10 protein-coding genes are annotated in these 14703 nt (G+C 73.5%); 7 read left to right on the top strand and 3 right to left on the bottom strand.

All coding sequences use genetic code 11. The annotated features are described in order from the left end of the window. The first annotated feature begins 9 nt into the window (after positions 1–9). From ACPFP2_RS12990 to ACPFP2_RS12970, 5 genes are read left to right on the top strand one after another with little or no spacing between them, the layout of a single operon-like run. Positions 10–3567: an ATP-binding protein gene (locus tag ACPFP2_RS12990; RefSeq protein ID WP_424089279.1), complete on the top strand. Its 3558-nt coding sequence runs from the start codon at positions 10–12 to the stop codon at positions 3565–3567. Position 3568: 1 nt separating this feature from the next. Beyond that, positions 3569–5524 (top strand): MFS transporter, encoded by a 1956-nt coding sequence (locus tag ACPFP2_RS12985; RefSeq protein ID WP_424089277.1) that lies wholly within the window; start codon positions 3569–3571, stop codon positions 5522–5524. Next, a complete protein-coding gene (locus ACPFP2_RS12980) occupies positions 5521–6078 on the top strand; it encodes a hypothetical protein (protein WP_424089275.1) in 558 nt (185 codons plus the stop codon). Before ACPFP2_RS12985 ends, ACPFP2_RS12980 begins: the two co-directional genes overlap by 4 nt. Further along, positions 6075–7256 carry a M23 family metallopeptidase gene (locus ACPFP2_RS12975; RefSeq protein WP_424089274.1) on the top strand — a complete coding sequence of 394 codons (1182 nt, stop codon included), beginning with the start codon at positions 6075–6077 and terminating at the stop codon, positions 7254–7256. The genes ACPFP2_RS12980 and ACPFP2_RS12975 overlap by 4 nt, the downstream gene beginning before the upstream one ends. Before the next feature lie 13 nt (positions 7257–7269). Further along, positions 7270–7872, top strand: a complete 603-nt coding sequence (locus ACPFP2_RS12970; RefSeq protein ID WP_424089272.1) for a hypothetical protein — start codon at positions 7270–7272, stop codon at positions 7870–7872. A 4-nt stretch (positions 7873–7876) separates the two neighbouring features. Here ACPFP2_RS12970 and ACPFP2_RS12965 read toward each other — a convergent pair whose 3' ends face one another. Next, positions 7877–8440: a hypothetical protein gene (locus ACPFP2_RS12965; RefSeq protein ID WP_424089332.1), complete on the bottom strand. Its 564-nt coding sequence runs from the start codon at positions 8438–8440 to the stop codon at positions 7877–7879. 203 nt (positions 8441–8643) lie between these two features. Here ACPFP2_RS12965 and ACPFP2_RS12960 point away from each other — a divergent pair, with 203 nt between their 5' ends. Next, the gene (locus tag ACPFP2_RS12960) at positions 8644–11199 is read left to right on the top strand and encodes an FtsK/SpoIIIE domain-containing protein (protein ID WP_424089270.1); all 2556 of its coding nucleotides are present in this window, start codon (positions 8644–8646) and stop codon (positions 11197–11199) included. Beyond that, positions 11196–11900: a hypothetical protein gene (locus tag ACPFP2_RS12955; protein ID WP_424089268.1), complete on the top strand. Its 705-nt coding sequence runs from the start codon at positions 11196–11198 to the stop codon at positions 11898–11900. The genes ACPFP2_RS12960 and ACPFP2_RS12955 overlap by 4 nt, the downstream gene beginning before the upstream one ends. 76 nt (positions 11901–11976) lie before the next feature. Here the strand turns inward: ACPFP2_RS12955 and folE are convergent, their stop codons facing one another. Both folE and ftsH read right to left on the bottom strand, forming a co-directional pair. Then, complete coding sequence (gene folE, locus ACPFP2_RS12950) at positions 11977–12639, bottom strand: GTP cyclohydrolase I FolE (RefSeq protein WP_424089330.1); 663 nt, start codon at positions 12637–12639, stop codon at positions 11977–11979. 35 nt (positions 12640–12674) lie between these two features. Beyond that, complete coding sequence (ftsH, locus tag ACPFP2_RS12945; protein WP_424089266.1) at positions 12675–14687, bottom strand: ATP-dependent zinc metalloprotease FtsH; 2013 nt, start codon at positions 14685–14687, stop codon at positions 12675–12677. Positions 14688–14703: the final 16 nt, after the last annotated feature.

Here is a 14703-nt window from a genome sequence, read left to right as displayed (position 1 = left end):
GGCGGTCGCATGAGTCGCTCTTCCACGCCGGGTTTCCCGGCCGGACGCCACAGCGCCCCGCACGGTAACCGTGCGCGGTCGCTCGACTACCCCGAGCAGGAGCTGCCGGACGAGGAGGCGTACGACCCCGCCCTCGTCACCAGCCCCGGCAACGGTGGAGTCGGCGTCTTCCAGGCCCCCCGCCCGGCTCCCGGCCGGGGCGTACCCCCGGGCGAACCGGCCGCCCCGATGCTGGTCGGCGACGGCACCGACATCGACTCCCCGTTCCTGGACCTGTTCGGCGGCGCCGGCCCCACGGCACGACCCGCCCGCCAGGCCGCCCTGCCCGCCGGTGCGCCACCGCGCCGCCCGGCCGGCCGGGAACACCCACCGATCCCCCACCAGCCGGTCGCGCCGCCCGCGCCCGCCGCCCCCGCGCCGGCCATCGAGCCGGACACCCCGCCCCCGGCGATCGAGGTGTCCCCCGCCGCCGGCCCGCCGGGGCGTACCCGCGTCCCGCACCAGAGCGGCGACCGGCTCCCGACGGTCCGGCCGGCGGCCGAGGCGGGGGCGACCGCCGACCGGGTGGTGGAGACGCCGCCGCAGCGGTCGCCCCGGCGCACACCCGTCGAGCCCGCCGCCGGCGAACCGCTCACCGCCCGGGAGGCCGCCGAGCGGACCCGGCGCGAGGCCACCGAGCGGGCCCGCCGGCAGGCCGCGCACCGGGCGGCGCGCCAGCCCGCCCCGCCGGCCCCGCCCCGGCCCGCCGAACCGACGCCCCCCGCGCCGGCCGAACAGGCCCGGCCGGAGGAAGCCGGGCCGGCCCGGCCCGCGCCACCGCCACCGCCACCGGCTCTCCCGGACCCCGGGCACCGCGCCGTCGCCGCCTCCGGCCGGCGTGAGCTGGCCGAGCCGGCCCCGCAGGAGCCGGCCGAGCGGGCCTCCCGGGAACTCGCCCCGCCGCGCCAGCGCGCGGCGAGCCGGCGCGACGCCCCGACCAAGCCCGTCCGGGTACGCCCCCCGAAGATCAAGTTCGGGGACCGGGACCCGTCGATCGACCTGGCGATCACCGAGATCGCCGGGCACCTGACCTTCACCCCCAACACCGTCACCGCCTGGTACTGGCTGCCCGAGGTGCGCTGGGCGTTCCGCCCGGACGCCGAACGGGAGGCGCTGCTCTCCGCCATCTCCGAGCAGTACGCCGGCCTGGCCGGATTCCGGCTGCACCTGCGCCGCACCACCCGCCCCTTCCCGGCCGACGAGTGGGCCCGCACCATCGACGCCCACACCGCCTCACCGCTGCCCGACGTACCGGGCACCGCGGGCTGGGCCGACCACCTGGTCGCCGCCCAGCGGCACCTGATGTCGGTCAACCACGCCGAGGGGCAGACCTACCTGGGCGTCACCTTCGCCCGCCGGTCGCTGGGCAACTCGCTCACCGAGCGGATGCTGCGCGTCTTCGGTCGGGGCACCGCCGACGGCGAGCGCCGCAAACTGGGCCGGACCGTCGAGCAGTTCGACGAAGTGCTCGGCGCGTTCGGCATGCGCGGCCGCCGGGTGACCGCGCAGGAGCTGGAGTGGCTGCTCTACCGCTCCGTCGCGCTCTGCATGGCCCCGCCCGGGGCGCTCTCCCCGGTGACCAACGGCCGGTGGGAGCGGGGCGACCTGCTCGCCCTCACCGAGCAGGTCGAGCGCTACCGCACCCCGTACGGCTCGACGCTCAAGCTGGTCAACCGGATGACGGGCGAGGAACGGCACGTCGCCGTGCTCGCCGTCGGCCGGATGGAACCGCTGGAGATCCCCGAGCGGCACGAGCCGTGGCTGCACTTCCACGAGCGGCTGCCCTGGCCGATGGAGATCTCCACCCGGGTGGACATCCTCGGCTCCGGCGACTCCTTCCGGAACCTGGAACACCGGCTGCGGATGATCCGCTCCCAGCAGCTCGACTACGCCGAGCACGGCATCGACGCCCCGCCCGAACTGGAGCGACTGGCCAAGCGGGCGCTGGTCATCGGCGACGAGATGACCACGGGGCTGCCGGTCGACTCCGCCCGGGCGCACGGTTGGCACCGGATCGCCGTCGGCGGCCGGACCAGGGAGGAGTGCCTGGAACGGGCCCGCCGGCTCATCCAGCTCTACTCCCGCGAACTGCGCATCTCGCTGCAGCACCCGAAGAACCAGGACTGGCTGGCCCGGGAGTTCATCCCCGGCGAGCCGATCGCCAACACCGGCTACGTGCGCCGGATGCCGGTCCCGCTGCTCGCCGCCGCGCTGCCGCAGGCCGCCTCGACCGTCGGCGACCGGCGCGGCGACCTGATCGGTCGTACCGCCGGCACCTGCCGCCGGCCCGTCTTCCTCGACCTGCACTTCCCGATGGAGGTACGGGAGCGCTCCGGCCTGGCGGTCTTCGTCGCCGAGCCGGGCGGCGGCAAGTCCACCCTGCTCGGCGCGCTCGGCTACCTGGCCGCCCGGCGGGGAGTGCAGGTCACCCTGCTCGACCCGTCCGGCCCGCTGGCCCGGCTCTGCGCGATGCCGGAGCTGCGGCCGTACTCGCGGGTGCTGAACCTCACCGGATCCGAGCACGGGACGCTGGCGCCGTACTCGCTCATCCCGACGCCGCTGCGCAGCGAGTTCGGCAGCGGCGCGGCGGGCGACCGGGAGTTCGAGATCGCGGTCTCCAACGCCCGGGCCGAGCGCCGGATGCTCGTCCAGGACATCTGCATGATGCTGGTGCCGCCGCAGGTGGCCCGGGAGGCGTCCACCGCCACCCTGTTCCGGCACGCCGTACGCCAGGTGCCGGCCGAGGAGACCTCCACCCTGGACGACGTGGTCGCCTGCCTGCAGGGGATGGACGACGACGCCGGCCGGGAGCTGGCCAACCTGCTGCTGGACACCGCCGAGATGCCGCTGGCGATGCTCTTCTTCGGCCGCCCGCCGGAGGGGCTGCTCGGTGCCGACGCCGCGCTCACCGTGATCACCATGGCGGGCCTCCGGCTGCCCGACCTCAAGATCGAGCGGGAGTACTGGTCGGCCGAGGAGGCGCTGGCGCTGCCGATGCTGCACACCGCGCACCGGCTCGCCGTACGCCGCTGCTACGGCGGCTCGATGTCGTCCCGCAAGCTGGTCGGCCTGGACGAGGCGCACTTCATGGAAGGCTGGCGCTCCGGCCGGTCGTTCCTGGTCCGGCTCGCCCGGGACTCCCGCAAGTGGAACCTCGCCGCGCTGGTCGCCTCGCAAAACCCGAAGGACATCCTCGGTCTCGACGTGCAGAACCTCGTCTCCACCGTCTTCGTCGGTCGGATCGCGGAGGACACCGAGATCGCCTCCGAGGCGCTGCGGTTGCTCCGGGTGCCGGTCGACGACGGGTACGAGGCCACCCTCGCCTCCCTCTCCGCCGTCGACGCCACCTCGGCGGCGCGGCTCGGCTTCCGCGAGTTCGTCATGCGTGACGTGGACGGCCGCGTGCAGAAGGTCCGCGTCGACGTGTCGTACGTCGAAGGGCTGCTGGAACACCTGGACACCACCCCCGCCGCGGTCGCCCAGGCGGCCGGGCAGCTGCCGACCGTCCTGGCTGATCTGGAGGCGTGACATGGCGAGGGCCAGGGCACGGATCGCGGCGCTCCTCCTCGTGCTCGGCGTACTCGCCGGCGCCACGATCTCCTGGCCGGTGGTCGGCGCGACACCGGCGTCCGCCGCTCCGCCGACGGCCCAGGCCCAGGCCCAGGCGATGGCGGAGCTGTGCAGCACGAAGGAGTGGCAGACCGACTTCCGCGCCTGCGTCGCCAAGCTCAAGGAGGTCAGCGAGGACGAGGTCAAGTGTCGCAACGCACCGGTCCCGTCCGCGCCGGACTCCGGGCTCGCCGGGTGGTTCGCGTCCCGGCCCGACTCCTCCAAACTCGCGGGCCCCAAGGGCCTCTACAGCGACTACGGCTACGCCGGCTACAGCTTCAACACCTACGACGTGGAGGGCGGCTGCGCCTCCACCGTGCTCCATCCCGACTACAAGTTCACCACCACGATGGCCAACGGCGAGTTCATGATGGCCACGGCGATCGTCGGGGCCTCCAACGCGCTCCGCGAGCGGGCCTGGGATCCACGCTCGATGTGGGGTTGGGCTGACCCGCTGGTGGAGAAGGCCACCAAGGCCGTCTACCAGAAGGTGTTCAGTGTCTTCGGCATCATCACACTCTGTGTCGTCGGCCTCTACCTGCTCTGGCGCTCCCGCCAGTCGGACATGAGCAACGCGATGACCACGGCGGGCTGGGCGCTGCTGGTGATGGTGGCGGTGACCGCACTGGCCGCCTGGCCGGTCAAGTCGGCCAACATCGCCGACGGCACCCTCATCACCTCCCTCGGCGTCGTCCACGACGCCGTCGGTCCAGCAGCCCGAGACACCCCGCCCGGGCAGTGCGACGATCCCAACCCGGAAGCATGCAGGGACAACCGTCCCCCCGCCGTCCGGGCCAGTGACACCGCGACCGAGTCGATGCTCTACCGGAACTGGCTGCGGGGCGTGCTGGGGTCGGCCGACAGCGAGACCGCGAAGAAGTACGGCCCGGCGCTCTACGACGCCAAGTCGCTCTCCTGGGAGGAGACGCAGAAGCTCCGGCAGAACCCGGCCACCCGGGAGGCCACCATCAAGGCCAAGCAGCAGCAGTGGGCCCGGGTCGCGGAGCAGATCAGCAAGGAGGACCCGGAGGCGTACGAGTACCTCAAGGGCACCCGGGACATGGACCGGATCGGGTCCGGTTTCATCGCGGTGCTGGCCGCCCTGCTCTTCGCGATGTTCGACCTGACGGCGTCGTTGCTGGTGCTCCTCGGCTTCCTGATCTTCCGGTGGGCGGTCATCGCCGCGCCGATCCTCGGCACCATCGGTCTGCTGCGGCCGGCCAGCGCCGGCCTGCGCCGCCTCGGCAACGCGGTCGTCGCTGCCGTGTTCAACATCGCCATCTTCGGCACCGGCGCGGCGATCTACCTGTTCGCGGTCGATCTGATCATGAGCACGCCCACCCTGCCGGGCTGGCTCCAGGTGGTGCTGGTCTGGCTCTGCGGCGTGGTCGGCTGGCTGCTGCTGCGGCCGTACCGGCGGATCACCCAGCTCGGTGGTAAGGACGGCAGCGAGGCGGTCAGCTCGGCCGGTTCGTGGCACCGTCGCTTCTTCCGGGACATGCGTGTCGCCGCCCGGCTCGACGTGGCCGAACCCGGTGGCACCGCCGAGCCGGCCCTCGCCCGTCGGCGCGGCGCGGCGTTGGAGCCGCCGAGGCTCCGCCCGGAGGCCCGTCGGGAGGACCCGTCGCACTCCGCCACCCCGGAGGTCCGAGAACGGCCCGACGGCCGCGAGCGCCCCGACGAGACCGACTCCGCGGAGCAGCGGCGTGGCACGGGCGGAGCCACCACCGCTCCCCGTCAGCGCCGGCAGCCGGCGAGCTGGACCGAGCCGGACGTGCCGGAGGAGGCACCGTCGTTCGTGGTCTACCGTCCTGACTCCGCCGAGCGGGCGCCGGCCCCCAAGCCGAGCCCCCGGGTGCGTTCCGAGGCACGGTGAGGGCGATGCGACGGGCACTCGAATCCCTGTTCCGCCGGGTCCTGCGGTCCCGGATCGGCGTCGCGGCCGGGATCGCCGTGCTGGTCCTCGGGGTGCTCGGGACAGCCCGCCTGGTGGCCGGCCCCGCCGATCCCACGGAGGGGCTCAGCAGCCGGCCCCGCGAGCCCATCACGACGGTGGACCCGCACGAGGGTGACGACGGGGTCATCGCCACTCCGGTGCCGCAGTCCCCCCGGACGCGGCCGGGTGAGCTGACCCCCGAGCAGATTGCCACCCGCTTCACCGCCGCGTGGCTCGGTGGCCCCGCCACCACCGCGGAGAAGTGGCAGGCCGGACTGCTTCCGTTGTCGACGTCGGGGCTCACCGAGAAGCTCGCCGGCGCCGACCCGCAGGGTGTGCCGGCCGAGAAGGTCACCGGTGCGGTGACTCTCCGGCCGCGGACCGAGTCCTTCACCGAGGTGCTGGTGCCGCTGGAGACCGGCCGGCTCCGGCTCGAACTGGTCGCGCCCGACGGGCGCTGGTTGGTGGACGCCGTGGACTGGGAGCGGGAATGACTGCCGAGCTGCCGGGGGTGGGTCGGCCACCCCGTCGTCGACTCCGGATCGGTGCGTTGGTCACCGCGTTGACCGCCACCTTCGCCCTGCTCTGCTGCGGCGGCGGCAGCGCGGCCTTCTTCCTCACCAACCTGGGTGGAGAGCGGGACACCCTGGTCTCGAACGAGACGACATGCGAGCAGGACCACAAGGTCGACGTGGCCGGCGACATGCCACGGATGTCGGACTACGGCGACAGCCAACTCCGCAACGCCGCCATCATCATCAAGGTCGGCCAGGAGATGAAGGTTCCGCCCCGTGGCTGGGTGATCGCGGTGGCGACGGCGATGCAGGAGTCCGGACTGCGGAACCTCGCCAACAGCACCGTCCGGGGTTCCCGCGACATCCCCAACGAGGGCGTCGGCCGCGACCACGACTCGGTGGGCCTGTTCCAGCAGCGGGCGGGCTGGGGCAGCATCACCCAACGGATGACACCCTCCTACGCCGCCCGGAAGTTCTACGAGAAGCTGCTCCAGGTCGACGGTTGGCAGCAGCTCTCGCTGACCCGGGCGGCCCAGAAGGTCCAGATCAGCGCATATCCCGACGCGTACGCCAAGCACGAGGACACGGCCGCGAAGATCGTCAACGCGCTGGCCAAGGGGGCCGCCCGCACCGTCCAGATCGCCGACAAGGCGGTCTGCGACCGGGCCTCCGCGAAGACCATCGCCGCCTCCGGTTGGACCGCGCCCGTTCCGGGTGGCGTGGGCTCCGGTTTCCGGACCAGGAGCCGCCCCCAGCACAACGGGGTGGACATCTCCGCGCCGAAGGGCACCACGAAGATCCACGCCGCAGCATCCGGGCGGGTGCTGGTCGCCCGCTGCGACCCGGACCGTCGGGGTCGACTCGACTGCGACGTGGACGGCTTTCCCGGCAAGGGCGGCTGCGGCTGGTTCGTCGACATCCTGCACGCCGGCGGTTACATCACCCGGTACTGCCACATGGTCGAGAAGCCGCTGGTCGTCCCCGGCCAGGAGGTCAAGGCCGGCGAGGTGATCGGTCGGGTCGGCAGCAGCGGCAACTCCTCCGGCCCGCACCTCCACTTCGAGGTGCACCGCGACCGGGACCGCAGCTCCGCCGGGGCGATCGACCCGGTGCCGTGGATGCGGCAGCGCGGTGCGCCGCTGGACGGTTCGGCGTGAGGCACCCGGAACGATGACCGGTCCGCTGCCGGATCCCTTCGCCGGCCAGCCCGACTGGGCGCCCCTGCCACCGCGTCCGGTCGAGATCCTGCCCGCCACCGCCCGGATCGAACTGCGGGGACGACGGGTGCTGGTCGGGCTGCCCGGCCTCGGCTGGCGGGGCGACCTGCGGGCCGACGAGCGCGTGGTGCAGGGCAGCCGTACCTACGTCCCGATCATCCCGGAGCACGAGTGGTACCGGGCGGAATCGGAGCAGGTCGAGGTGTTCGCCCCGCTCATCCCCGTCGAGCGGGTCTGGGTGGAGACGGTCGGTGGCCGACCCTCACCCGGCACGCCCGGCCGTGAGCAGGGCATCCGGTTGGTGTCCCTCGACGCACCCACTCACCGGGCCCCCACGCCGGTGTTCGAGGCGGACTCGGTCGGCGGTCGGCGGGTGGTACGCGTCGAGGACGGGGTCGAGCACCGCGACCTGCGCGCGGTGACCGAAACCTACTCCGGCGCGGACGGGGACATCTGCGTCCGGGTCACCTCGGAGTTGGAGTGGTACCGATGGGCCTGGCGCGGGCAGCCACCGACCACGCTGGAGGTGCCGGTGCACCTGTTGTGGGTCGAATGACGGCTCAGACTGCCTTGCGGCCTCCGCAAACCCGCCATCCGTCGGCCGTATCGACCACGTCAAAGGTCCAGTCCTCGCGACGACTGCTGCGGGTTTGCCCGTTCGACGAGCCGGCGATCGTCAAGGTGGTCGTCACCGCTTCACCGTTGGCGCTCTTGGTGCTCGAAAGCGGCCCCCAGCTCACACGCACCACCACGTTGAAGTTTGCCTCGCGCTGCTCCGCCTCGGCCCGCAGGGCCTTTACCGCCTCCAGATCGGAGCGTCCTTCACATACGAGAAGGGCTGCTCTGGTGTCGTTGCGGTTGACGAGGAACTCGCGCAGGTAGTTGTCCACCACCACGTCCGGCGCGCTCCGGTCGGGCGTCGTCGCGCGGTCGTACAGCACGTAGCCGATCGCCGCCCCACTCACGCAGAGCAGCGCCAACACCCCCGCGACCACACTGAGGACAGTGCGGGTCCGGCGGGGCTGCGGCGGGGGCGCGGGGGCGACGGCAGGGGGTGCCATCTGCTCCGGCGGGGTCCGCTGCGCCGGTACGCGGGAGACCTGGGAACCGGCGGGGGGCTGCACTGATTCCACCCCTTGAGGCTAGCGGCTGAGCGGCTCGCACCCAATGCCCCAGATCCTGCGGATCGTGACAGGCCGACCTCGGGACGTGACAGTTCGGCACCAGGTGCGACAAGGCCGGCGCATCGCCGTCCGGGTTCCGGGGTGCGCGGGCCGACCTGGGATACGGTCTGCTCTCGGGGAGGTTTCCAACCTCGGAAAGAGGGGTGGACACGGTGGCCGGTCCGAAGGGTCGTACAAACCGTGCCGCCGCCCTGCACCGGCGGGCCGCCGCCACGGTCACCGCGGCGGCCGGCGTACTCGACGAGACCCGACCGGCCCCCGCCGACCAGCGTCGGCAGTACGAGCTGGCCGACCGGCTCCGGACGGCGGCTGCCCTGGTCGCTCCGGGCTGGGCGGGCGCCGGGCTGGACACGCTGCCCCCGGACACCCCCGCCGGTGAGGAGAATCCGCCCTTCGTCCGGGTGGGTACGGCCGCCCCGCTGGACGACGCCCGCTTCCCCGCTCTGGTGCCGCTGCTCGGCACCGGGCACCTCACGCTCGACGTCGACGCCCGGGAGCCGCGGGCGGTGGGCCTGCTCCGGGCCGTACTGCTGCGGTTGCTGGCGGCGACGCCGGCCGGCTGCCTGCTGGTCCGCGCGGTGGACGGTGCGGGTGCGGGCGGCACGTTCGCACCGTTCGCGGCCCTGGCCGACGCCGGCCTGCTGCCCCCTCCGGCGGTGGACGTGGGCGGGCTGCGGGCGGTGCTCACCGAGGCCGAGCAGTGGGTGTCACCCGGCACCGGCCGTCCCCGCCGGCACGACCGGACGTTGCTGCTGGTGATCGCCGGGCTGCCGGAGCAGACGACGCCGAGCGACCTGGACCGGATCGAGGCGCTGGCCGGGGCGGGCCCGCCGGCCGGTCTGCACCTGGTGGTCGCGGGATGGCCACCGGGCACCCGCCGGCCGCTGCCGAAGGCCACCCGGCTGGAGCTGCGCACCGCGTACGCGCTGCTCGGCGACCCGCCCGGCAGCCCGTTCAGCGGGCCGGGCGCGGACTCCCCCGGCGGGCTGAACTCCCCGGTCTTCGTGGACGAGGACCCAGGTCCGGAGCTGGTCGGTGCGGTCTGCCGCCGGCTGGCCGAGCAGGTCGAGGCGGGGTCCCGACTGGACCTGACGGAGCTGCTCCCGGCGGAGACGGAACCGCTCTGGAGCGCCTCCTCGACGGGCGGGCTCTCCACCACGGTCGGCGACGCCAGCGGGCGTCCGGTGACCGTGGGCTTCACCGAGCTGACCCCGCACTGGCTGGTCAGCGGCCGGTCCGACGCGGGCCGCGCGGCCTTCCTGACCAACGCGCTGCTCGGCCTCGCCGCCCGGTACGGCCCGGACGAGCTGGCCCTCTACCTGGTGGACCTCGGCGACAACGAGTCCTTCGTGGAGTTCCTGCAGACCGAGCGGGACCGCTCCTGGGTGCCGCAGGTGCGCGCCGCCGCGATGGCGGCCGACCCGGAGTACGTCCGGGACCTCTTCGACCAGTTGGCGGCGGAGGCCCGTCGCCGGGAGGAGGCCGGCGTCCGGGCCGGTGGACAGCGCTTCGCCGAGCTGCGGGAGCACCAGTCGCTGCCCCGGATCGTCTGCGTGATCGACAACTTCCCGCTGCTGTTGGCCGACCGGGACCCGGTCGCCGCCGACGTGCTGGCCCGGCTGGACGGGCTGGCCCGCGCCGGGCGCGCGTACGGTGTCCACCTGGTGCTGTCCGGTGTGGGTGACCTGGGCATCGGGGCCGGTGCGGCCCCGCGGGACTCGGTGCTGGGGCAGTTCCCCGTCCGGGTGGCGCTCTCCGGCGGCGGTACGGTGCTGATGCCGACGAACGACGCGGCGGCCGGCCTGGCGGTGGGCAGCGCGGTGGTGAACACCGCCGGTGGCCTGGGCGGGCCGCGCGGCGCCACCCGGGGGCACGAGCGGTTGGTCCGTTTCCCCGACCCGCACGACGACCCCAGGGCCGTCGAGCGGCTGCGGCACCGGCTCTTCGAGGCACGTCCGGAGGACGCCGCCCCGCCGGTGGTCTTCGCCGGCTGGGCCCGGCCGCTGCTGCGCAACGATCCCCGGATGCGGACCGCGGTGGCCGGTCGGGCCGGTGGCGTCGAGGCACTGCTCGGGCGGGCGGTGGACGTGGCCCGGACGACGGTCGCCGTCCCGCTGGGCCCGGTGGCCGGGCGCAACCTGGCCGTCCTCGGTCCGGGCGCGGAGGCGGCCCGGCTGCTGGTGACCGCCGTACGCAGCACGGCGGCGCACCATCCGCCGGGCACCGCCCGGTTCGTGCTCGCGCCACTGGCCGACGGCTCCGCCGCGTTGGCCGAGCGACTGGCGGCCGAACTGGCCGACCGGCACCGGGTGGAGACGGTGGACGGTGCGGGCCTGCTGACGGCGCTGGACGGCGACGGGCCGGGATACCTGGTGGTGTTCGGGTTGGACCTCGCCAAGCCGGCGGAGTTGCCGGTCGAGCGGCTGCGGACGCTGCTGCGCGACGGGCCGCCGGCCGGGACGCACCTGCTGGGGTGGTGGCGTACGATGCCGCCCTTCGCCGCGCTGCTCGAACCGGAGGGCGAGGTGGACAAGCTGGCGGCCGTCGCCGTGGTGGACGTGCCGGGCGCGATGCTCGGCGCGGTCTTCGGCCGGCCGGTGTCGTGGCGGCCCCGCCCCGGCCGGGCGGTGCTCTGGGACGGTCCGGGCGAGCGGGGCACGGTGCTCGTGCCCTTCGCCGACGAGGAGGAACGGGCGTGAGCGTCGACGAGGTGGGCACGGCGGCCACGGTCCGGCAACGGGCCGGCGACGAGCCGGTCGGCGCGGTCGCCGCCGCCTGGACGGACTACCTGGCCGCCGCCCGCCAGCTCGACGGGGTACGCCGGGCCGCGGCGACCGCCGCCGTCGAGCAGGCCCGCGCGGTCGAGGCGGCCCGGGAGGAGTTGGCCGGGGTGCACGCCCGGCTGGCGCTGCAGCAGGCCCGCCTGCGTGAGCTGGGCGTACCCCTGATCTCGCTGACCCCGACGCCGCCGGAGCTGACCGAGGCGGCCCGGTCGATGGTCGGCGGCCCGGCCGCGGTGCTGGCCGCGCTGCGGGTGGCCGGCGGCTGGGCGGACGCCGCCGACGCGACGCTGGCCGCCCGGGGCCCGCTGCGCCCGTCGGCCTGGCCGCCACGGGTCCGCAACCTGCTGGTGTACGGCCCGCTGGCGCTGCTGGTGCCGCTGGTCCAACTGGTCGTCCTGCTGGTCGCCGGGACGGGCGCGGCGAGCGTCGTGGCGCTGGTGGTCGGGGTGCCGATACCGGCGGTGGCGTTCGCCGCCGGCTGGGTCGCGGTGGGGCGATTCTTCCCGGCCCGGGCGGGTGAGCGGCTGGACCGGACGCCCCGGCTGGGGGCGTTGACCTGCCTGGTGCCGGCGGTGGCGGTCGCGGGCGGGATCATGCTGGCGCTGCTCGCGGGCTGACCAGGGACAGCGGACCGCCCCCGGACACACGACGGCCGCGGTGCTCGGGAGCGCCGCGGCCGTGTCGTCAGGGGGGTCAGCGGGGGATGATCAGGGCCATCGCCTCGGCCCGCGACTTCGCGTCGTGCTGGAGGGTGCCCCGCACCGCCGAGGTGATGGTCTTCGCGCCGCTCTTCTGGATGCCGCGCATCGCCATGCACATGTGCTCGCACTCCAGCACCACGACGACGCCGCGCGGTTGCAGCTTGCTCATCAGCAGGTCGGCGATCTGCGAGGTGAGCCGCTCCTGCACCTGTGGCCGGCGGGCGAAGACCTCGACCAGCCGGGCCAGCTTGGACAGGCCGGTGATCCGGCCGTCCGGGCCCGGGATGTAACCGATGTGGGCGCTGCCCCGGAACGGCAGCAGGTGGTGCTCGCAGAGGCTCATCACGTCGATGTCCCGGACCAGCACCAATTCTTCGTGGTTGGCCTCGAAGGTGGTGCTGAGCACCTGGGCCGGGTCGACCCGCAGACCGGCGAAGAGTTCCGCGTACGCCCGGGCGACCCGGGCCGGGGTCTGCTGGAGGCCGTCGCGGTCCGGGTCCTCCCCGACCGCGATGAGGATCTCGCGGACCGCCTTCTCGATCCGGGCGAGGTCCATCGTGTCCTCGACCGGGCGGCCGGTGAGCTTGCCGCTGATCAGTCGGGCGGCGACGTAGTCGAGCGCCTCGTCACCGGGCTCGGTGGACGAGGCGGCCAGCCCCGGGAGATCGGGGCTGGCCGCGGCGTCGGTGTTCAGTGCGTACCGTCCGAGTTGTTCGAGGAGCCGCCGACGGAGGCGCCGTCGGCCTGCGCCTGCGCCTTGAGCTTCTCCTTCTCGGCCGGGGTGAGCACCGGCGGCTCGGTGGAGGGCAGACGCTTGCCGAAGCCGTTGTAGGGGGCCATCGGCGGGCGCTTCACCACCCGGGCGCAGATCCGGGCCATGTCGGCGGTGGAGAGGGTCTCCTTCTCCATCAACTCCAGGACCATGTTGTCCAGCACGTCCCGGTACTCCGTCAGGATCTCCCAGGCCTCGTCGTGGGCCAGTTCGATCAGGGCCCGCATCTCGCCGTCGATCTCGGCGGCCACCACGTCGGAGTAGTCCCGCTCGTGACCCATGTTGCGACCGAGGAACGGCTCGTCACCGCTGGTGCCGTACTTGATCGCGCCGAGCTTGGAGCTCATCCCGTACTGCGTGATCATCGCGCGGGCCAGCTGGGTGGCCTTCTCGATGTCGTTGCCGGCGCCGGTGGTCGGCTCGTGGAAGACCAGTTCCTCGGCGGCCCGACCGCCCAGCGCGTACGCCAGGGTGTCGATCATCTCGGCGCGGGTCTGGGTGTACTTGTCCTCGGTCGGCAGGACCAGGGTGTGCCCCAGCGAGCGACCCCGGGACAGGATCGTCACCTTGTGCACCGGCGCGGCGTGCGGCAGCGCCCAGGCGACCAGCGCGTGCCCACCCTCGTGGTACGCGGTGATCTTCTTCTCCTGATCGCTCATCACCCGGGTCCGGCGCTGCGGACCGGCGATCACCCGGTCGATCGACTCCTCCAGCGAGTCGTTGGTGATCGCCCGCTGCTCCTTGCGGGCGGTGAGCAGCGCGGCCTCGTTGATCACGTTGGCCAGGTCGGCGCCGCTGAAGCCGGGGGTCCGCCGGGCCACCGAGTCGAGGTCGACGTCGGGGGTGAACGGCTTGCCCTTGGCGTGCACCCGCAGGATCGCCTTGCGGCCCTCCATGTCGGGGGCGTCGACCGGGATCTGCCGGTCGAAGCGGCCCGGGCGCAGCAGCGCCGGGTCGAGGATGTCCGGCCGGTTGGTGGCGGCGATCAGGATGACGCCGCCCTTGGTGTCGAAGCCGTCCATCTCGACGAGGAGCTGGTTGAGGGTCTGCTCGCGCTCGTCGTGGCCGCCGCCCATGCCGGCGCCGCGGTGCCGGCCGACGGCGTCGATCTCGTCGACGAAGACGATCGCCGGGGCGTTCGCCTTGGCCTGCTCGAAGAGGTCGCGGACCCGGCTGGCGCCGACACCGACGAACATCTCGACGAAGTCGGAGCCGGAGATCGAGTAGAACGGCACCCCGGCCTCGCCGGCGACCGCGCGGGCCAGCAGCGTCTTACCGGTGCCGGGCGGGCCGAAGAGCAGCACGCCCTTCGGGATCTTGGCGCCCAGGGCCTGGTACTTCGCCGGGTTCTGCAGGAAGTCCTTGATCTCGTGCAGCTCCTCGACGGCCTCCTCGGCCCCGGCCACGTCGGCGAAGGTGGTCTTCGGCGTGTCCTTGGTGATCATCTTGGCCTTGGACTTGCCGAAGTTGAGCACCCGGGAGCCGCCGCCCTGCATCTGCGACATGAAGAAGATCAGCAGGAGCACCAGCAGGGCGATCGGGAGCAGGTTGACCAGCAGGCTCACCCAGATGCTGTCGGACGACACCTTGGCGTCGGCCGGGCCGGTGACCCGGTTGGCCGCCTTGGCCTCCAGGACCTCGTTCCAGACGTCGTCGCCGACCTCGTACGGGAACTGGGCCTCGATCCGGTCGGTGGTGGTGTCACCGAACTTGGTCTTCTCGGCCAGGTCGAGCTGGAGCGTCTGCTCCTTGTCCTGGAAGACGACCTTCTTGATCTTGGGCGTGCCGGTGTTGAGCTGGTCGAGCGCAACGGAAGTGTCCACCCGGTGGTAGCTGGGACCAGCGGTGAACAGCTGACTGAGCACAACGGCGCCGAGGATGACCAGGATGATCCAGACCACCGGTCGGCGGAAGAAACGCGTACGTTCCATACTGTTGTCGAGCGCC

The sequence above is a fragment of the Micromonospora citrea genome (assembly GCF_049629545.1).
GTDB lineage: Bacteria > Actinomycetota > Actinomycetes > Mycobacteriales > Micromonosporaceae > Micromonospora > Micromonospora citrea_A.
Note: the sequence above shows the minus strand (reverse complement) of the source record. Positions and strands in the feature narration are given on the sequence as shown.